The sequence below is a fragment of the Loktanella agnita genome (assembly GCF_046640325.1).
Taxonomy (GTDB): Bacteria; Pseudomonadota; Alphaproteobacteria; order Rhodobacterales; family Rhodobacteraceae; genus Yoonia; species Yoonia agnita.
Genome location: NZ_JBJMBF010000010.1, coordinates 39,403 through 59,547, shown reverse-complemented (window position 1 = coordinate 59,547; position 20,145 = coordinate 39,403). Strand labels below are relative to the sequence as shown.

At 57.8% G+C, this 20,145-nt stretch carries 13 protein-coding genes and 1 pseudogene; 2 read left to right on the top strand and 12 right to left on the bottom strand.

Annotated elements, in window-relative coordinates; genetic code table 11:
• Nucleotides 1-2 precede the first annotated feature (2 nt).
• The 9 genes from tssM to ACJ5NV_RS12600 all read right to left on the bottom strand — a co-directional run bounded on the left by tssM (nt 3) and on the right by ACJ5NV_RS12600 (nt 17,305).
• Entirely contained in the window at nt 3-3,569 is a 3,567-nt protein-coding gene (tssM, locus tag ACJ5NV_RS12640) for a type VI secretion system membrane subunit TssM (protein WP_411644203.1), read from the bottom strand.
• A gap of 23 nt (nt 3,570-3,592) precedes the next feature.
• Nucleotides 3,593-5,194: a type IVB secretion system protein IcmH/DotU gene (gene icmH / locus ACJ5NV_RS12635; RefSeq protein ID WP_411644201.1), complete on the bottom strand. Its 1,602-nt coding sequence runs from the start codon at nt 5,192-5,194 to the stop codon at nt 3,593-3,595.
• Nucleotides 5,194-6,525: a type VI secretion system baseplate subunit TssK gene (tssK, locus tag ACJ5NV_RS12630; RefSeq protein ID WP_411644199.1), complete on the bottom strand. Its 1,332-nt coding sequence runs from the start codon at nt 6,523-6,525 to the stop codon at nt 5,194-5,196. Before tssK ends, icmH begins: the two co-directional genes overlap by 1 nt.
• 104 nt (nt 6,526-6,629) lie before the next feature.
• A complete protein-coding gene (locus ACJ5NV_RS12625; RefSeq protein ID WP_411644197.1) occupies nt 6,630-12,485 on the bottom strand; it encodes a beta strand repeat-containing protein in 5,856 nt (1,951 codons plus the stop codon).
• Nucleotides 12,486-12,775: 290 nt separating this feature from the next.
• Nucleotides 12,776-14,692 carry a 1-deoxy-D-xylulose-5-phosphate synthase gene (gene dxs / locus ACJ5NV_RS12620; protein WP_411644195.1) on the bottom strand — a complete coding sequence of 639 codons (1,917 nt, stop codon included), beginning with the start codon at nt 14,690-14,692 and terminating at the stop codon, nt 12,776-12,778.
• A gap of 13 nt (nt 14,693-14,705) precedes the next feature.
• A complete protein-coding gene (locus tag ACJ5NV_RS12615; RefSeq protein WP_411644193.1) occupies nt 14,706-15,623 on the bottom strand; it encodes a polyprenyl synthetase family protein in 918 nt (305 codons plus the stop codon).
• Nucleotides 15,616-15,849, bottom strand: coding sequence for an exodeoxyribonuclease VII small subunit (locus ACJ5NV_RS12610; RefSeq protein WP_411644191.1), 234 nt, complete (start codon nt 15,847-15,849; stop codon nt 15,616-15,618). The genes ACJ5NV_RS12615 and ACJ5NV_RS12610 overlap by 8 nt, the downstream gene beginning before the upstream one ends.
• Nucleotides 15,846-16,769 (bottom strand): histone deacetylase family protein, encoded by a 924-nt coding sequence (locus tag ACJ5NV_RS12605; protein ID WP_411644189.1) that lies wholly within the window; start codon nt 16,767-16,769, stop codon nt 15,846-15,848. Before ACJ5NV_RS12605 ends, ACJ5NV_RS12610 begins: the two co-directional genes overlap by 4 nt.
• Before the next feature lie 146 nt (nt 16,770-16,915).
• Entirely contained in the window at nt 16,916-17,305 is a 390-nt protein-coding gene (locus tag ACJ5NV_RS12600) for a hypothetical protein (RefSeq protein ID WP_411644187.1), read from the bottom strand.
• A gap of 47 nt (nt 17,306-17,352) precedes the next feature.
• On the opposite strand from ACJ5NV_RS12600, the gene ACJ5NV_RS12595 reads away from it, so the two are divergent.
• A complete protein-coding gene (locus ACJ5NV_RS12595) occupies nt 17,353-17,562 on the top strand; it encodes a hypothetical protein (RefSeq protein WP_411644186.1) in 210 nt (69 codons plus the stop codon).
• Nucleotides 17,563-17,639: 77 nt separating this feature from the next.
• On the opposite strand, the gene ACJ5NV_RS12590 is transcribed toward ACJ5NV_RS12595, so the two are convergent.
• Both ACJ5NV_RS12590 and ACJ5NV_RS12585 read right to left on the bottom strand, forming a co-directional pair.
• Nucleotides 17,640-18,341, bottom strand: coding sequence for a response regulator (locus ACJ5NV_RS12590; protein ID WP_411644184.1), 702 nt, complete (start codon nt 18,339-18,341; stop codon nt 17,640-17,642).
• A pseudogene (locus ACJ5NV_RS12585) lies at nt 18,338-18,845 on the bottom strand (MarR family winged helix-turn-helix transcriptional regulator). The gene ACJ5NV_RS12590 and the pseudogene ACJ5NV_RS12585 overlap by 4 nt, the downstream one beginning before the upstream one ends.
• Before the next feature lie 147 nt (nt 18,846-18,992).
• Between ACJ5NV_RS12585 and ACJ5NV_RS12580 the strand changes: the two are divergent.
• A complete protein-coding gene (locus ACJ5NV_RS12580; protein ID WP_411644362.1) occupies nt 18,993-19,862 on the top strand; it encodes a branched-chain amino acid aminotransferase in 870 nt (289 codons plus the stop codon).
• 54 nt (nt 19,863-19,916) lie between these two features.
• Here the strand turns inward: ACJ5NV_RS12580 and ACJ5NV_RS12575 are convergent, their stop codons facing one another.
• Nucleotides 19,917-20,099 (bottom strand): hypothetical protein, encoded by a 183-nt coding sequence (locus ACJ5NV_RS12575; protein WP_411644182.1) that lies wholly within the window; start codon nt 20,097-20,099, stop codon nt 19,917-19,919.
• Nucleotides 20,100-20,145: the final 46 nt, after the last annotated feature.

Sequence of the window (20,145 nt, the reverse complement as noted above, 5' to 3'; positions counted from 1 at the left end):
CGTCAATCCACACTTTGCGGACAGCTAAACTGTTGCAACTCTGGCATCGTGAAAGGATTGTTGATGGCGTTAAAGGTAAATTCCAGCGTGACCGACCGCCCGCCGATCTGATAGGTCAGATCAACCGCATTCCCGCGCGGATTGCGCTGCGCCTTCTGCATCAGATCAATAATGGACCAAGGACCGGTTTTGCCCGCAATGCCGGTTTCACGACTTCCATTCGCCGGAAAGATCACAACCTGACTTTGGGTCCCGGTTTCGGGCCAGTTGAATGTCACCGCGGGTGCTCTGGGTCCGGTGACCTTGAATTCACCATTCACCATGATCTGGACTTCGTCGATAGAGCTGTGACCGCTGACATAGCGCACAGTGACCGCGACCTCTGGTGACGTCCCCCCAGACCCGAAAAAGGCGCGACGGATGCGTTCGGCACGGTCAAACTGGCGGATTGCATTGGGCGACAGCCGGTCGGCCAATGCGCTGCCAGGCCGGATTTGCAGGCCGTCTGCCGTACGCGTCACATGCTCTGCCAGATATTCATTAAAGAAACGGTCCAACTCCCCACCGGGCGAGAAAAAGCGCCCGAACTCTGACAAGGCCAGTTGTCGGCTGGTATTGGCAAAGGGATATGAGGTCGCAATCGCTTCCTGACAGGTAAAGGCGATGTCGCGGTTCAGAACCGCGTTCATTTCTTCAATCGTGGCATTGCTGGTTTCGTTGCGGAAATCCTCTTCTGCATGCAACATGAACTCAGCCATCTTGTCGGGCAGGCGCGAGGTTTGCACCGTCAGATTACTGATCAACTGCGGCAAAAAACCAGCCGCCGCCGGGCTTGATTGCGCAATGCGAAAATTCTCATGCAGCGCCTGCAAATTGCCAAGCACCACATCAATCGGGCGCTGGCCTTGTGGCCCTGACATCAGGTCATGCCATTTTGCAAATTGTTCGGTCAGCCGTTCCACATCGCGGGTCGGGGTTTCGGCAGTGCCGTTCACCCGCGCCTGACTTTTGCTAGACATCGAATCCACCAAGATCCGCTGGATGCCGCTGGACCGGCTGCGAAACCGTGAAAAGACCTGCTGCCCCACATCACCACTGACATTACCAGTGGCCAACGCTTCAGGGCCCAGCTCGGCCAGTTCTTCGATTTCGCGCACCAGATAGGTTTGCGCATCCACTTCCCGCGCGAGCAGCAAAAGCGGTGACGACACAGGCGATGCGGCCACGCCCAGCGTGTCATAGCGCGGCTTATCGGCGGACAGATTTGCCAGTTCAAACTGGTCAAACATGTTTTCCCACGCGGCTTCGAATTCACGCTGATAACGCAGATGCACGGCGCGTTCCAACCCGGCCAGTTGCTCGTCATAATTGACCGCGTCCGCCTGTTCCCCCAACACCCATTTATCGTCTTCCAGCGCCTGACCAATTTGGCTGAGCTGGTCAAAGAAATAGCTCCAGTAGCCTTCATAGGTGAACAATCCCGGCACCCCGACCTGCGACAGATCGGACCCGTCACGGGTCACAAAGACGATGCGCGCCTCGCTGCCGGCCATGTCAATCAGGCTCAGGTCCTCTAGCCCCGCATTGGCCCGCGCCCGGTCCGAGATAATCGCATAAGCCTGATCAGCCAGTGACATACGGACGATGGCATTGCGGGCCAGCCTGATCGCCTCGTCATCAATCGGTACTGAAATATCTCGGGTGTCGTCCAGCGACAGCATGGCGTCCAGATGGGCGGTCAATTGTTCGCGTTGGTTGAATTCGTTGAAAGCGCCGAATTCGGCACGCCAAATTTCGTCAAACCACAGCTTTACCGCCTCATCATCATTGCGGGCACCCTGTCCAGCAAGCAGCATATAGACCTTGAGCGCGCGATAAATCTCTGACGGTTCACCATCGGCGCGCAATTGCGGCAGCCGGTTTTCAACATCCAAAATCAGACGCGGACGCAGCATGGTTTCCAGCGAATCTGCATAAGCATCAGTCGCCGATGCCTGAATGCGCCCCCGCTGACCCAAGCCAAATTTCTGCCAGCGTGTCGCCATCGCGTCATCGCCAAAACCGGCGGGCATCATCCGCATGCGCTGTAGATGGGGCAGGATCGGGGCAAGATCACGATCGTCGATCTCTGTCTTCGCAAGCTCGTCCTGCGCCTGAATTTCATAGGCACGCGCCTCTGTCTGGGCGGTCTGCACCAATGCGCGGTTCTGCCAAAAGCTGACGCCAAAAACGGTCAGCGCCGCCACCGTCGTCAGACCAATCACCGAGAGGCCAAAGGCACGTAGGATCTGCGTACGCCGCACGGCGCGCACATCGTGACTGACCCAATCACGTTCTTCAAAGATGACCTTTCGCAGCAGGTCGTATAGAAAAAAGCTCTTGCCCTGACCGGACATGAAAGCGGGAGCAAAGGCCCCAGCGGCCTGATCATTGCCCGCCATCGCCCCCAGCACCTGGTCAATCGGCGTGCCCTCTTGGGTGCCCGAGGTAAAATAGAACCCCCGCAGGATCGCGCTGGTCTTGTAGCGGGTCGGCTCAAACACGCGGCGCAGGAAGTCCGAAACATTGTCGCGCAACAGCGCCATTTGGCCGGGAAGGCCAAAGATGGCGATGCGGCTGATACCATCGGGCTCTTCGGTCAGCCGGTCGATGATTTCATCAGACAGGCGTGACACCAGCTTGTCGAATTCGTCGGGCACCTGTTCATGGGTCTGGGCCTTGCGGTCCTTGGTCTGAAAGGTCACGCCCCAGACACCTTTGCGCCGGTTTACGCTGAAACTGCTGAAATACTCGCGGAAACCTGAAATCAGGTCGCATTTTGTAAAAAGCACATAGACAGGAAAATCAATCCGCAGCTTTTCGTGCACCTCGGCCAGCCGGGCGCGCACGATCTCGGAATGGCGGGTCAGCTCTTCGGGCGTGGCTGTCATCATGTCTTCGATAGAAAACGCGAGAATGACACCATTGATCGGCTGGTTGGGCCGCGATTTCTTAAGCAATTCAAGGAAAGACTGCCAACTGCTTTCATCGGCGGTCTTGTCGCTGTCCTGCGTTGTATAGCGCCCCGCCGTGTCGATCAGGATCGCATCTTCGGCAAACCACCAATCGCAATAGCGTGTCCCGCCAAAACCCGACACCACACCAGCATCATCTGCATTGGACAGCGGGAATTCGATACCCGAATTGCGCAGCGCCGTTGTTTTCCCGGCACCGGGCGGGCCGATGATCACATACCAAGGCAAATCATAAAGATAAGAAGCACCGCCCGATTTTTTCAGCGTGACCAATGCGTCGTTCATACGCTCTGTCAGCACCGCACCGTCACCTTCGGGCTCTGCCGGGGTCAGTGCGTTTTCAAGCTCACGCGCCGCCGCGCGACGTTTGCGCCAACGCAGAATTTGCATGATCAGGATTGGGCCGATCACCAGCACAGTCAGCAGCGCCCGCAACCAGATCGTGGACAGCGGCGGCCAGCCGATCATTGGCAGACCAATCCAGATCCCCAGTACAAGACCGATCAGACCAAGGATCAGCAACGGCACTTTCATCCAGGGACGCCAACGCAACATCCGGAAAACTCTGGCAAAGATATTCAAAACGTGCCCTCCTGGGCCAGCAGGACTTCGACTCTGCGGTTCAGCGCGCGGCCTTCGGGGGTGGTATTGTCGCCAATCGGATCAGCCTCTCCCATGCCTTCGACGGTCAGCCGGTCGGCGGGGTTGACGCAATCGGGGTCATCATTGTTCAGCAAGACTTCGACCTGCTGTCCATCCGGCGTAGTGGCTGTAATCGTCTCTCTGACGCACTCCGGCCCTTGCAGCCCCGCGCGCAGGATCGTGGCCACCCCTTCGGCGCGCCTGACCGACAGCGCCTGGTTGTTGCTGGCCTGACCGACATCATCGGTATAGCCCAACACACGTACTGGCCCATCTTCGGCATTCAAGACGTTGATGATGATCCCCGCAACTTCGCGGAAGGCGGGCTTTACCTCGGCGCTGCCTGAATTGAACAACAGCGCATTCCCGACACGTATGAAAATATAATCGCCTTTTTCGCCCACCTCGACTGCGCCATTGGCGATCTGGTCAGACAACATGTCTTGGATGCGGTCCAACTGACTCGTATCAGGCGGAGGTGGCGTGAACGTCTGAATCGGAGCGGTGCGCAACAGCGTGATCCGGTCCACATTGGGATGCATTTCTACCAAGCTGGCCGACACTGCCTTGGCATCGCGGTTGATCAGGGTCGACAGAGTGACGAAAGTCCCCAACACTAATGCCGCAGCGACCCCGGCAAATACCCAGATCGGCACGCCGCCGAATTTTCGCCGCCCACCCAGCAGCACCGGCATCCAACTATGCGAGATATCTTCGTCCGGGCGCGGCTTCACCCGGCGCAGGGTTTCGTAAATGGCCGATCTGATGCGAGCCAGTTCAACCGCCCCGTTTGGCGCTGTCCGATATTGCCCTTCGAAACCAAGCGACAGACAGACAAGCATCAGCTCCAGCAGGTTGAACCGCTGGCCCGGGGCCTGCATCGCCTTTTCAGCCTCTTGAAAGAAACCAACCCCTGAATCGCGCCGCTGGAAAAAGCGGGCGACCATCGAATACTGAATCCACACGCCTCGGTCCGCGCCGGGCAAGTTCTGCACGATGTCATCAGCCGTACCGCAGAGCGCGTATTTCGCGACCTGTGCCTCATGCGGGTCAGCGCCGCGCCCGATGGCGTTCGGTTCAAACTGGTCCAGCTCGCGGGTGACATGTTCCATCAACGGCTGGGCCTGCATCTCGACCATGCCGGTGCGCAACCGGCCGAACAGGATCAGCAGGTTCGCCGCAGCAGCCAGCAGTGGATTCGCCGGACCGCCCTTGCCCAATCCTTTGGCGCGCAGGGCCTCTTGCAGGGAAATGCGGGGGGTCTGCAACGGGGCAGACGCGGGCGCGTTGCCGGGCAGATCAGGAAAGAACCCATCCGATTGCTGGTCCGGTCGCCCCATCCCCCCTGCCGGTGGCTGCTGAACAGCGCCGCCCAGCCAAGTGTTGCCTCCCTGCGGGGTCGGGCGCAGGACAGGATGCGGCTGCGACGGGGGCAGCGCCCCGCCAATCACAGTCCGATCATTATCCGCAGGCGGCTTGGGGCGCGCGCCCGGCAGCGGCACACCAAAGACTGTCTTGTCACTGTCATCATCGGACATCACGCTTTCTCCGGTATCGCCCAAAGCTCCAGCTTCAGCTCAGGCCAGTCGCCTGCGAAATGCATCCCGATGGCAGGTGCCATGGAAAATTCCTGCCAAAGCGGGGTCTTTTTATCCAACAGGAAGTAGACATTGCTCGACATCACTCTGATCTGCCGGGGCGGATTAGGCAAATGCACAAGACCGATGCCGGGCAAGTTGTTCTTGACGATCTCCGACATACGGGTGTTGGGGCCGACCTTGCACAGTTCAGGGAATTGTTGCTGCACTTGGGTCAGGGATTTGTTCGCCTCCACTTCGATGACGAAGGTCGCATCGCGGAACAGATTGCGGTCCTGCACCTCGGCCAGGAAAGAGTTCTGGCGGACTTGCCGCAGGTCCAGGCGGGTCGCCCGGCCCACATCACGGCTAAGCAGGCGCTGGATATCCTGCACCACCGGGGTAAACGTCGCCTTCAGATCACCATGGTCATAGGGTTTATATTCCCGCGCCATGCGTTCGCCATTGTCAAAGGTCGACAGCTCACCCGCCAAACCGATCAGCTTTTCATACAGCCGTTCAGGATGTACCGCCCGCCCATGTGTCAGATGCCGCAGAACCGTGATTTCACGGTTCAAAACCATCAGCATCAGATAATCCGTCGCCTGCATACCCCCACCAGCGGACGGGTCAGAAGCATAGCGGGCCAAGCTGCCCAGCTTCGCCTCCATCCAGCCAATCACGCGGCTCAGATAGCCTTCGATCACCGGATGAACGGTCAGAACCAGCGCCGGCGGGGGCACCGTATCATCCAGTGAAATCACCCCATCACGGACCTCATTGATCCGGGCAAGTCGCACGCATTGGTAACCGGGCTTGGCAGATTTACGGATATCCAGTTCCAACCGGGGTACCGCAGTTTCAATCTGATGCTCTACCCGCGTGGCAGAGGCATTGTCGGCCACCGCATCGGATGACAACAAATACCGGGTGGTCGCCGCATCGGGGCCAAGGCCCACGTCGCGTCCATTCTGGCTCAGGTCCGGCAGGGTCAGCCACAGATATAGCCCTTTGGCATCATCGGGAACTTCGACCGGGGCAGGCAATTCACCGGCATTCGGCGCATCAAAAGGCGTGCCATCGGGCATGATTCCCACGACTGTGCGCAGGCCCAGACGGCCCTGCTGCGCCATGTCGCGATCAATCGTCATTTCCACCAAACCCCAAGGATAGGGCGTGATTACATCGGTCCGGCTCTGGATCAGCTTTTCAAGATAGCGGTCGCTTTGCTGAAGATGTTGCGGCTGAAGAAAAAGCCCTTCTTTCCAAGCGACTTTGCTGAACCAAGACATGATAATCCAATCAATTTATTGCGCCACGGATGCTACAGACACCCCCACCGCGGCAAGTCTGGAACCTTGGCCCAACAGGGTCAAGGCAGGACTTCCGGTATACATCAGAACTGCACGCGCAGCTGTCCGGTCAAGCCCCAGCTTTCCAACTGGTCGCTATTGCGCAGATCACCGCGCAGACTTGCTGTCAGCTGCTTGGCCCCCAGCGGCGCATCAACCGGCAGAATCCGCAGGTAGTTCACACCGGCGCTGAACTCTGTATAGGTTTGCAGGTTTTCTGTCGTGATTTCGCGCAGGTCTTCTTCATCACTGTCGGCATCGTCAAAAATCGAAATCGGCGCGTCTGCAAGGTCGCGATAATAGGATACCGTACCGAACTGCGTCAGCGCAGAAACGTTGTCGCCACCGAACCGGGTGCGCGACAGCGTGCCCCCGACAAAGACAGTTTCAGAGGTGAAATCCTGCACATCTACCGTACTGCCGTCATCAAGGTAGATCGTGTCTGTCTCAACGCCCGTATAGGCAAAACCTGATGTCGGAACGAACGTGAAATCACTTCGCCCCAGCGGCATCGCATAGCTGACAGAACCGCTGAACGTCTGCGCAGTGCTCGCGAATTCGCTTTCCGTCAATCCGATCCCTGCCAGACCACCCAGGCCGATATTGCTGGCGGTAAAATCAGTCTGTTCAAACCGGTACTGCAAATCAACAGAGAAACCACCATTGGCACCGGTCAGGTACACACCCCCGTATTTCTGGTCAAAATCGGATTTCGTAACGCTGGACTGCACATCGGTCTGTTCGAAAGTAAGTGCGTCGCCCCCGCCACCACGGGACGAAAGTTCGAATACGGGCTGTTCGGTGGACCCTTGGTTGAGCCCCGCAATCCCCCCAAAGGAAATATCCCAACCATCAAAATAACCGTTGAAGCAGGCGATATCGCCGCCAGCCTGGAAACCGGCATAGGTGGCGGAAACCTCACCGCGATAGTCCAGATTTCCGCTCGCACTTGTCAGCTCACCACTGGAATCAGCTTCACCGCCAATTGCGCGCGTCCAGACCCCGGCACCGCATGGGTCCGGATCATCATAGGCCAGACCGCTGACAAAGGGGCTTGATGGTCGGTTAATCACAGAACCAATCAGCGACTGCGTCAACACCACTGAACCGGCGAGCCCACCGATGGCCGGGTTGATACTGCTACCAACGAACCAGTCGCCACCCTCCCCTTGGGACAGTTGATAAAGCACAGCTTCACCACCCGAGGGCAAATTCAACGCCGTAAGCTCCACAGTGTTCGCCTGCCCATCTTCCACATCGAAGACGAGAACGCCGCCAACAGGTTCAGCGCCGCTGCCAGTGACGTTAAATGCGAGTGTGAAATTACCCGTCGCCGCGCCGTTTGTAACTTGCACATAATCCGCTGCATTATCCGGATCCGTAAGCGCCAGATTGATATCCAGAACAAAGGTGCCCTCACCGCTAAGCCCGCCATCAATCGCAACCACATCGCCCAATTCAGAAGATGCCTCGGACACATTGACTGTCCCGTTGTTGACCAAGCCCCCGCCAAAATTCAGCTCGCCACTACCAAGCGTGATCACACCCGTGGTGGCGTTGGTCACCTCACCGGCCAATCGGCCATCGTCCGACACATCATCACCGAAGAACAGCAACGTGCCAGCGTTGGTCATAGCGTTCTCGATGCGTCCGTACAGCGCGATCTCACCACCACCTTCATTGGTGAAATTCTGCGCGTCGAGAATACCCGATCTCGCAATATTCATCATGCCGCCGTCAAGGTTGGTCAGCGAGCCAGTGGCGGTAGAGGTGAAAGTCTCAGGCAGGATGGAATCACTACCAACAGTGAACGTACCACTGTTTTGCACAGTGCCATTCGATAATGAGGAGAGCCCGCTCACACTGACATTACCCACATTCGCAAGCACGCTACCTGCGGCAACAGTGCCGCCATCAAGTGCGATGTTACCCGTTTCTTCGTTGCTGATTGTGCCAGAGACAGTGCCATTTACTGTCAACGTCGCACCGCCCGAATTCGTCAGTCCGGCCGCAGGCGTTATCCCGAAATTGGCCGTATCCCCCGACGCTACACTCATCTGAGCCGTTGAACCTGTATTGAGCGTCTGACCGACAATTGTGCCGTCCAGGTTTGCGGTACCACCATTATTGGTCAGCGTGCCATTGATCGTCCCAGCTGTGGCCGCTGCGGTTGCCAGATCAAAGACGCCATCGGCACCGTTGGTTACATCACCGGTCAAGGTCACGCCCGGATTGATCTCGGCATTGCCGTCATCATTACGGATATCGCCCGTGGCATTGCCGATGATCTGGATCTCGCCGCCGTCATTGTCGACACCATCGCTGAACATGCCGCCAGAAACCTGAAAGGTCCCGTCTTCGTTGACGGTGCCAGCCCCGGTGATTGAACCGGTACCTTCAAGCGATAATGTTCCGTCGTCAATCGTGAACCCATTCTGCATCTGGCCCAGATTGGTCACCTCGCCTGCACCGACAGTCACGGCGCCGGTGATCGTGCCGTTGTTTTCAATCGAAGCGTTCTCGGCACCACCATTGTCATTGTTGGTGGCGACACTGCCGTTCACGATCCCGTCTGTACCAATCGCGACAGTGCCGTCTCCGCTTGTCAGCGCGCCCGAGGTGATCGTGATCGCGCTCTCGACATTCGTGTTTCCGCCGGTCGCGAGAATGCCCTGACCAAATGTACCGCCATTCGCGGTGAGCGTTCCGCCCGCCACAAAGACAAGCCCGGTCACCGCGCTGTCAGCATTGGTGACAGCCGTCCCACCATTGAGATCAAGCGTCCCTCCGATCGTCCCATTGACGGTCGTGTCGCCGGAATGGGTGATCACATTCCCTGTCAGGGTCTGATCTGCATTCACAGTCACCGTACCACCGGTCGGGGCACCGCCGCCGAGCGTGCCGTTGATGACATTTCCCGCAGAGCTTGCTGTCACGTTAAATGCACCCGAACCGGTCACGACTGTATCACCGGACACCGAACCGCCGTTGGCGTTGAAAATACCGTCTTCCACCGCGACATTGCCCGTGATCGCACCGCTACTCGTGTTGTTCGAAAAAGTACCGCCTCTTACGACCACCGCATTGTCTGCACCAGTTCCGTCGATCGTTCCGTTATTCTGGAACGTCCCACCGTTGGCAAAGACCGCACCGTCGATCACCCCGTCATTCGTGGCTGCAACGGTCGAGGTCGCCTCCATCGTGACATTGCCGTCAAGATTGCCGATGTCCGTGATCGACAGGTTGGCAGTCTCATCGATACTGACGGCGCCCTCCACTTCGCCATCGATGTTGACGTTACCATCATCCGCGTCGATCCCCGCCCCGTCAAAATTACCTCCATTGGCCTGCAGGGTGCCGCCCGAAACAGTCGTTGTATCCTGAATGATGCTGCCGCCCGTGGTCGTCAGCGTGCCGTCAGCAATCACCACAGCGCTTGCATCTGCCCCGTTGCCAGTGATCGTGCCATCGGTGGTGACGTTGCCACCATTCACGAAAAGATCGCCATCCAGCTGACCGTTCGTCTGAATTTCGGCATTGCCGTCATCGTTGGTCAGATCGCCGTCCAGAACGCCGGTTCCGGTGATGGCCACCGTGCCGCCGTCATTCGTCACGTCGCCTGTGACCTCGCCGTCGATCTCCACGTCGCCATCGAGCGCTGCCGTGATCCCTGCGCCGAACTCACCGCTATTGGCAATCAGTTGACCGGTGCCGCTGACCGTGACCGCACCGGTTACGCCGCCCACCGGGTCACCCGGATCGGCTTCGTTCTGCGTGACGGTCCCGCCCGTGATGTTCAATGTCCCGTTGATCGTCCCGGCCGAGGTGATGGTCCCGCTGTTATTTTCCACGTCATCGGTCAGCGTATCGCCGGATTCGATCACGATATCCGATCCGTTATTGGTCAGATCGAGGGTCGTATCCTCTGAGATCAGAATATTGCCGCCATTGGCCAGCACATCATTGGTGAATGTACCGCCCGCGATATCCAGCGATCCGCCGTCCGAAACAGTGACCTGCCCGGTCACGGTACCAGCATTCGCCAGCGTGCCCGCGACCAGGTTCATACCGTCCGCATCGTTCAGCGTCGCATCCGCCCCGACATTCACCGTGCCGTTGCCCAGGTCGATATCATTGGTCAGCGTCGACGTGCCGTTGATATTCACCGTACCCTCGGTGACGGTGACAGGCGCGGCAATTGTGGTCGATTTGTTCACATCAAAAACGGTATCGACGCTCAGCATCGTGATGTCACCATCAAAGACACCGCCATCCGCGACCAGCGTGGCATCCCCGGTTAGCTCGATGTCGTCAGCGACGGTCCCCTGGTTGATCAGCGTGCCGCCGGACAGATCCACGGTACCACTCGTATCGACAAGCCTACCCTCGAAATCGACGGTTGTTGTCCCGCCGCTCTGTTCCAGATCGGTCGTCAGCGTGTAGGAGCCATTGATGTCGATGTCGCCGCCGGTCATTGTGATGATGCCGACAGTGGCCGAACCGTCGAGATTGAATGTCCCTGTACCGCTGATACTGACATTGCCACCGAAGCTGCCACCGCTGGCAGTCAGGGTGCCGCCGCTGACAGCGACGTCGCTAGTGACAGTACCTCCGCCATTGTTCTGCAACTCGCCCCCGCTGATCGTCACAACGCCGTCGGTGTCTGTCAGTGTACCCTTATCAGCAACGCGTGTTTCGCCACCTGTCTGGTTGAAATCTGCGGTCAGCGTGACACCATCCGTCTCGATCAGGACTTCACCGCCAGCATTTGTGACATTATCGGCTTGCGTGTCAGCTTTGACACCGAATGTCCCGTCATTGACAACGACATCTTCGAAGTCCCCGCCACGGCCAATCAGTGTCCCGCCCGTCGCTGGATCTGAGTCACCGTCGTCCAGCGTCACCGTGCCATTCATCGTGCCGAAGTTTTCCACTTCGCCGCCTGCGACGTTCAGCGTCGCATCCAGTTCTTGGCCGACCAAAATGTCGAGGTTCCCGCTCTCGATCCTCACCACATTCGCCTGAGTATCATTAGAGACGGCCATCGTGCCGCCATCCACCAGAATATCGGCAAAGCTGCCGCCACTGGCTGAAAGTTCTCCGTCGTTTACGGTCACCTGCCCGTTTACCGCGCTACCCTGATTGTTTACAAACTCGGCGCCTGAGCCACTGAGCGTTACAGTGCCTTCCACAGCGCCAGTATCAAAGCCGGGAGTATCACCATTCGTGAACTCACCGTCGGACAGGATCACATTGCCATCAACGGTGCCGACATTGTCGATACTGCCATTCGCGGTCATGCTCACATTGCCGCCGACCTCACCTCCATCATTGATATCCAGACTTCCATCCGAATTGGTGACCCGGATGGTATCCTCGCTCGCGGTGGACCCACTGATCTCTAGCGTGCCATCTTGAACGTCGTAAAAGCCTGCCACAGCCGTACCCTCATCGGTATTGGTCCCGCTCAAGACCAATGTGCCGCCGCCAACTACAGTAATAGTGCTCTTGTTCGAGATCCCTGCCGCAATCGTTGATGTTCCACCGGACACACTGATCTCAACATCCGGCCCATGCACCTCGATTTGGTTATTTGTGTCAGCACTGTCGATCGTGTAGCCATCCACATCGAACGTGATCGAACCCGGCGCGACATTTTCCTGCAGCGCAATCATACCGCCGCCGGCAGCACCAAAAGTGACGGTATCGCCATTGTTAAAACTGGTGTTGCTCCCGCCACCTGTCTGCCAGTTTTGGTTGGGGCCGCCTTCGGCCCAATCACCGTCGCCGCTTTGAATGCCAGTAGTTCCGGGATCACTATCCCAAGTCAGATCTTCGGCGCGGGCCGTGCCAAGCCCAAACACCATGACAATGCCGCAAGCGATCGCGGTTGTGCTCAATAGTGACGCGCGTCGTGAACCCGCTGCAAACGCTTGTATTGAATGCGACATTTCTTAATTTCCCAGCAAAACAACCTACAGCATTCCTTGCAGCATATTAACAATGCTTCAAGATATTCCGACGCGAACGGCCCTACTCAGGCGCAAAATCGCCATATCTGCTGAAACAATATTGCAACGTAAAATCAGCGCACTAACGTGCGCGCCGCGAGCCAGGCCGATTATGTGATCGGCCCCGCCCCGTTTTTTAACGCTTCCTTAACGAATTTTACGTGTAGAACTGGAACCGATCACGCGCTTTGCGCACCAATCTGCGCCACACCCAGCACCTCCAGCACCTTTGCCGTGATGTCCCCGGCATTCAGGCCGGCAACATCATACATCGCCTTTGGCGACGCCTGATCAATGAAAATATCGGGCAGAACCATCGACCGGAACTTCAAGCCATGGTCGAACACACCCTCATCGGCCAGCAATTGCGCCACATGGCTGCCAAAGCCGCCCACAGCGCCCTCTTCAACGCAGATCAGCGCCTCGTGTGTGGTCGCCAATTTCAGGATCAGATCGCGGTCCAGCGGCTTGGCAAAGCGTGCGTCAGCCACAGTGGGGGTGATCCCCTTGGCCGCAAGCGTTTCGCAGGCCTGCATCACCTCTTGCAGCCGCGTGCCAAAAGACAGGATCGCCACCTGCGCTCCTTCGCGGATCATGCGCCCCTTGCCGATTTCCAACGGCGCGGGGTTTTCGGGCATCTCGACGCCCACACCTTCACCACGTGGAAATCGAAAGGCAATCGGGCCGTCATCGTACGCTGCAGCGGTCGCGACCATGCGCACAAGCTCGGCCTCATCCGCCGCCGCCATCACCACGAAGCCAGGCAAATTGGCCAGATAGGCCACATCATAAGATCCCGCATGGGTCGCCCCATCCGCCCCGACCAAACCAGCACGGTCGATGGCAAAGCGCACAGGCAATCGCTGGATCGCTACATCATGCACAACCTGATCGTAACCGCGCTGTAGAAACGTTGAATAAAGCGCACAGAACGGGCGCAGTCCGCCTGCAGCCATCCCGGCACTGAATGTCACCGCGTGTTGTTCTGCGATTCCCACATCAAAACAGCGGCTGGCAAAACGGTCCATGAACCGGTTCAGCCCGGTCCCATCAGGCATCGCCGCCGTGACCGCGACAATCTTGGGATCATCTGCCGCCTGTGCGATTAGCGCCTCGGCGAACACCGACGTGTAAGAGGGTGCATTGCTGGGCGTCTTTTTCTGTTTGCCGGTGATCACGTCAAATTTGGCCGTGGCATGGCCCTTGTCGGTCGCCGCCTCTGCCGGGCCATAGCCCTTGCCTTTTTTGGTGATCGCATGGATCAGGATTGGCTCATCAGCGCGCGCCTTGACCGTGCGCAGCACCGCCAAAAGCTGGTCCATATCATGGCCATCAATCGGCCCCAGATAGGAAAAACCCAGTTCTTCAAACAAGGTACCGCCCACGGTCATATGTTTGAAAATATCCTTGGCGCGCTTCGCCCCCTCGCGAAAGGGTTCCGGCAGCAATGACACTGCTCCCTTGGCCGCCGCCTTGAATTCCTGAAACGGCGCACCCGCGTAAAGGCGCGACAAATAAGACGACATCGCGCCGGTGGGCGGCGCAATCGACATTTCATTGTCGTTCAGGATGACAATCAGCCGCTTACCCAAGTGGCCCGCATTATTCATCGCCTCATAGGCCATGCCAGCCGACATCGCGCCGTCACCGATTACCGCAATCGCGTCACCGCCCTGCCCGCCCAGATCGCGGGCGACAGCAAAGCCCAGCGCGGCAGAGATCGAAGTACTGGAATGGGCCGCGCCGAACGGGTCATAGGGACTCTCGGACCGCTTAGTGAACCCGCTTAACCCACCTTCGGTCCGCAGGGTGCGGATACGATCACGCCGCCCGGTCAGGATCTTATGCGGATAGCATTGATGCGAGACATCCCAGATAATCTTATCCTTAGGCGCGTCAAAAACCGCATGCAAGGCCACGGTCAGCTCAACCACACCCAAACCAGCCCCCAAATGTCCGCCGGTTTCAGAGACGGCTGAAATCGTCTCAGCGCGCAGCTCATCCGCAAGCTGGTGCAGCTCTGCGTCCGACATGGTTTTCATGTCATCAGGCGTATGAACGCGGTCTAAAACGGGTGTTGTGGGGTGGTCTGACATAGCGACCCTTCCTTCAATGCGTCCGCGCGATGACAAATCGGGCCGCTTCTTTCAATGTTTCTGCGTCGTCACCATAGACAGATAAGGCATCACACGCCTCTTGCACCAGTTCGCGCGCGCGGCTTTTCGCCCCATCAAGGCCCAGATGTGACACAAACGTCGCCTTGCCCGCCGCCGCATCCTTGCCCACGGCTTTGCCGACAGCTGCAGCGTCGCCTTCGACATCCAGAATGTCATCTGCAATCTGAAAAGCGAGGCCCAAACATTCGCCATAGATGTGTAGCTTGTTGATGTCCGCCTGCGCCATCTGGGCACCAGCCACCGCCGACCAGGTGATCAGCGCGCCGGTCTTTCCGGTCTGCAATGCAGTGATCTGATCCAGCGTCAGCGGGTCTGCTGCTGTCTCTGCCGCAATATCTGCGGCCTGCCCGCCGACCATGCCCCGCACACCAGCGGCATGGGCCAGTGACGCTGACAAGACCAGACGCGCTTCGGCAGGACAGCCTGTTTCAGCAATCAGCGCGAATGCAAGCGCCTGCAAGGCATCCCCCACCAGAACCGCCGTCGCCTCATCCCATTTCACATGCACGGTAGGCTGACCGCGCCGCAACGCATCATCGTCCATGCAAGGCAGATCATCATGGACCAAAGAATAGGCATGTAAGCATTCAATCGCCGCGGCGGCAGCACCGGCTTGCGCCACACCAAACCCATGCAATCTGGCCGTTTCCAGAACCAAGAACGCCCGCAGTGCCTTGCCGCCTAGGACAGCATATAGCATCGCTTCTGGTATTGGCCCGCTCAATCCGGCCAAAGCTGCTGCAACACGACCATGCGTGATCTCAACCGCCCCGTCCAATGCCGCTTGCAATGGCTTTCGGTCCGTATCAATCAGTTCCTTTACTGAAAACTGGGCCAACGGCTTAGGCATCCAGTGGCGCAGTCCCGGCAGGCTGACCGCCCTCACCCAACGTGATCTTGGCGACCTTTTCTTCGGCCTCCTTCAGCTTCGCCTCGCAACGGGCCTTTAGCGCGGCACCACGCTCATAAAGCGCAATACTTTCATCCAGCGCCACATCGCCGCGTTCGAGCTGGCCAACCACGGTTTCCAGCTCTTTGATCGCCTGTTCAAAGCTCATTTCATCAATGTCGCTCATCGGCCTCTTTCCTCCAAAACCTCGACATGGGCGGCAGCAGACTCGCCCAGCGCCTGCAGGTCATAGCCCCCTTCCAGCGCTGATACCACCCGGCCTGAACAGTGCTTTTCCGCCAGATCGCAGAGTTTTCCTGTCACCCAGCTAAAATCCTCTGTTGTCAGTTCCATACCCGCCAATGGATCAGCTTCATGTGCATCAAATCCGGCGGAGATCAGCAAAAGTTGCGGAGCAAACGCATCAACACGGGGCAGAACCTGCTGTTCCATGGCTGCGCGAAACCCTTGCGACCCGGTCCCGCCCAGCAAAGGCACATTCAGCACATTGCCAACCCCGGTTTCATGCGCCGCGCCCGTGCCCGGATAAAGCGGCGACTGATGGGTGGAACAAAACAGGATGCGGGCGTCATCCTCCACCAGATCCTGTGTGCCATTGCCGTGATGCACGTCGAAATCCACGATGGCGACGCGGGTCAGCCCGTGATGGTCCAGCGCATGTTTCGCAGCAATCGCCACATTGCCAAAAAGGCAAAACCCCATCGCCGTCTCACGCTCTGCATGGTGGCCCGGCGGGCGGGTCGCGACAAAGACATTGGCCGCCTCACCCGCCATAACCATATCAACAGCGCGCACCGCGCCACCCGCCGCACGATAGGCGGCTTGCAAGCTACCCACAGACATATGCGTATCCGCATCCAACGACCGCCAACCCGCCTCCGGGGCAGCATCGCGGATCGTGGCAATATAGGATTTCGGATGCACACGCAGAAGATCATCCTCAGCCGCCATCGGCGCCTTGACCCGCATTAGGTCAAACCCTTCCAGCGCGCCCAGAACAGCATCCAGCCGGGCCACCTGTTCAGGATGGCCGGGCGGCGTGACATGGTCGTAACAATCGTCGTGTGTGATCAATGCTGTTGTCATAAGACCAGAGAACCGATTTTGACGAAAGAGTACAACTGTCTTGTGAGATGAAGACTACGCATAGTCAAAGGTCAAACACTGATCACCATGGGTATGCAAGGCACATGGCGGCGGGGCGTGCTGGTTGCCCTGACAGCCTGTCAATTCTAATATGCCTTATGAAAGACGGCAGCTTTCACACTCAAACCAGACATGAACCTCTGCTCATCCGCGTGCTTGGATGGTACGCTCTCATCGGTTGTGTCATCTTTGCCGCGTCGATACTGACAGCCGATTTTGTCGTGCCGGATCATGACTGAATCGCCGATACGATCAGTGATCTTGGTGCCGGCCGGTACGAGTTTATCGTCGATATCGGCCTTTATGCGTTTTCGGCCTCGCTCATCGCGATCGCACTCCTGAGCTCCCATATCCACTTGGGTGGCTGGCGCTGGAGCGCAGGCACCATCGGGTTCGCGCTTCTTGGGCTGATTGTTTTTCTTGTGGGTGCCCGAAATGAATACGGCGACAATGACAGCGAAGGCATCGTGATCCACATCTACCTGTCTACGCACTAGGAGCATTGATTGCAGTTGTGCCTTGGATGATGGCCAAAGGCGCAAGCCAAGCGGGTCAGATGTATGCCAGGGCCCTTATCGGAACCTCGGTCGCCTGGACTTTATCTGCGCCGGTCTTCTTTTTTCTGCCCACGGGCATCGACGGTATTTACGAAAGGTATCTCGGCCTCATCGCGATTACCGCAGTCTTTGTGCTGGCCCGTTTCTTTATCAAACACGGACAAACGCTTGACTGAAACGACCATCGCCTGAAAATCACCCGAGTACGGCGGGACAGCAAGCACTGGTGACAGATCACTATCTACCTGTCTGCCTACTCCGGCGACAACATATAGCCCGCGCCCCGCACGGTTTGCAGGTAGCGCGGCTGCTTGGGGTCCACCTCAATTTTGCGCCTCAGGCGTGTAATCTGCACATCCACGGCGCGTTCCTGCGTTTGCCCGCCAGACCGGCTCAGCTCCTCAACCAGCCGGGTGCGGGTCACGGCCTCACCGGGGCAGCCCGAAAAGATGCGCATCAGCTGGCTTTCGGTTGCGGTCAGTCGGACCAGCTGATCGCCCTGCCACATTTCCCCCCGCTCGATGTCGTAGCGGACAGGGCCAAGGTTCAGCACCTTGGGCACCAGCGTTGTTGGCTCTGCCGCGGGGACCCGGCGCAGGATCGCGTTGATCCGCAGCAAAAGTTCCTTGGGTTCGAACGGCTTGGCCAGATAATCATCGGCCCCGGCCTCCAGCCCGCTGATCCGGTCATCGGTTTCACCCTTGGCCGTCAGCAGCATGATCGGCGTGCTTAGCGTCTTACGCAGATCACGGCAAAGCGCTAAACCATCCTCGCCCGGCATCATCACATCCAGCACAAGCAGATCAAATTCCAACCCCGATAACAGGCGGCGAGCATGGGCGGCGTCCCGGGCAGAGCTGACAAGAAACCCGTTGCGCACAAGAAACTTCTGCAACAACCCACGGATACGCTCATCATCATCAACAATCAGCAGGTGAACATCATCAACACTCATTCCGGTCTATCCTTCATGGCCTCGTAATGGTGGCGGGCCTCTTCATCCATCATCGCTTCCAGCACCTGCCGGAACCCCGCAACCGCAGAGGGGCCAGCAGCCCGATAGGCCGCCCGCATCCGGTCGCGCTGGGCGTCTGATAACGCACGTTCCAGCGCGGCACCTTCCTGGGTAAGATGTAAATGACGTTCACGTTTGTCCCGTTTACCAACAGTGCTGGCGCACCAAACCGTCTTCGACCAGTGTGCGCAAGACACGATTAAGCGATTGTTTTGTCACGCCGAGTATCGACAACAGATTGTTGACGGTCGTTCCGGGATTGCGTTGGATAAAATGGATGGCGCGATGATGCGCCCGGCCATATCCCTTTTGCGACAGAATACGATCCGGGTCGGCAGTAAAGCCGCGATAGGCAAAAAACATCGCCTCAATCCCCTTGCGCAGCTGTTCGTCTGTCAGGAACAGCAGACTTTGTCCCATCTGTGGCCGCAAGCCTTCGCTCATACAATTCTCCCTCGTACCTGAGGTCATAATACGTCAGCTTTGTTGACATTCCAAGAATCAACTGCTAGCGAAATGATGAAACTACGCAATTTTATGTCCGAAACAGACCTTCGGGTGTAATAATTGCAAATCCCGACGGAGGATATGATGTCAGGCGCATATGACGACAGAGACGGCAAAATCTGGATGGATGGGCAATTGGTGGACTGGCGCGCGGCCAATGTCCACATTCTGACCCACGCAATGCACTACGCCTCTTCTGTGTTCGAGGGCGAGCGTTGCTACAGCGGCAAAATCTTCAAATCACTGGAACACTCCGAACGGTTGATCAAATCCGGCCAGCTGATTGATTTCCAGATCCCCTTTACAGTGGACGAGATTGAGGCCGCCAAGATCGCCGCACTTGAAGCAAATGGGCTGACCGATGCTTATGTCCGCGCCGTTGCATGGCGCGGCGCTGGCGAAGATATGGGCGTTGCCTCAGCCCGCAACCCGGTTCATCTGGCGGTCGCCTGCTGGGAATGGGGCAATTACTACGGTGACGCCAAGATGAAGGGCGCCAAGCTGGACATCGCCAAATGGAAGCGGCCCAGCCCTGAAACCGCCCCGTCACAGGCCAAAGCCGCAGGGCTTTACATGATCGCCACCATGTCGAAACACGCGGCAGAGGCAAAGGGTTGCTCCGACGCGATGATGTTCGACTATCGCGGCTATGTAGCCGAAGCGACCGGCGCGAATATCTTTTTCGTCAAGGATGGAGAGGTGCACACCCCCAAAGCAGACGCCTTCCTGAACGGGCTGACCCGCCAAACAGTCATCGGCATGCTCGAAAAGCATCAGGTCAAAGTGCATGAACGTGTGATCATGCCGGACGAGCTGGAAAGTTTCGAACAGTGCTGGCTGACCGGCACCGCCGCCGAAGTCACTCCCGTCGGACAGATCGGCGATTATAATTTTGAAGTGGGCACGATGACGCGCGACATTTCGGAAGAATACGAAAAACTGGTCCGCACCTGACCTGACAAAAAGGGGCAGCGTCTGCTGCCCCGATTGCCTGCGATCCGGCCGATTTCAGACCGTGCTGCGCATAATCCGCAGATAGTTCATCACACGATGCGCCGGAATGGCCCGACGGCGACGGCGTTGCAACAACAGGCTGCTGGCGCTCGGCTGCCCCCTGCGTTCAATCATCACCGCATGACGAAACAATGCGTTTGACCTCTTTTTCGGTCGGTCCAGAATATGTCTTTTCATCTCTCACACCTCCGATCTGATACCTCATTCTAACACAGACCCCACA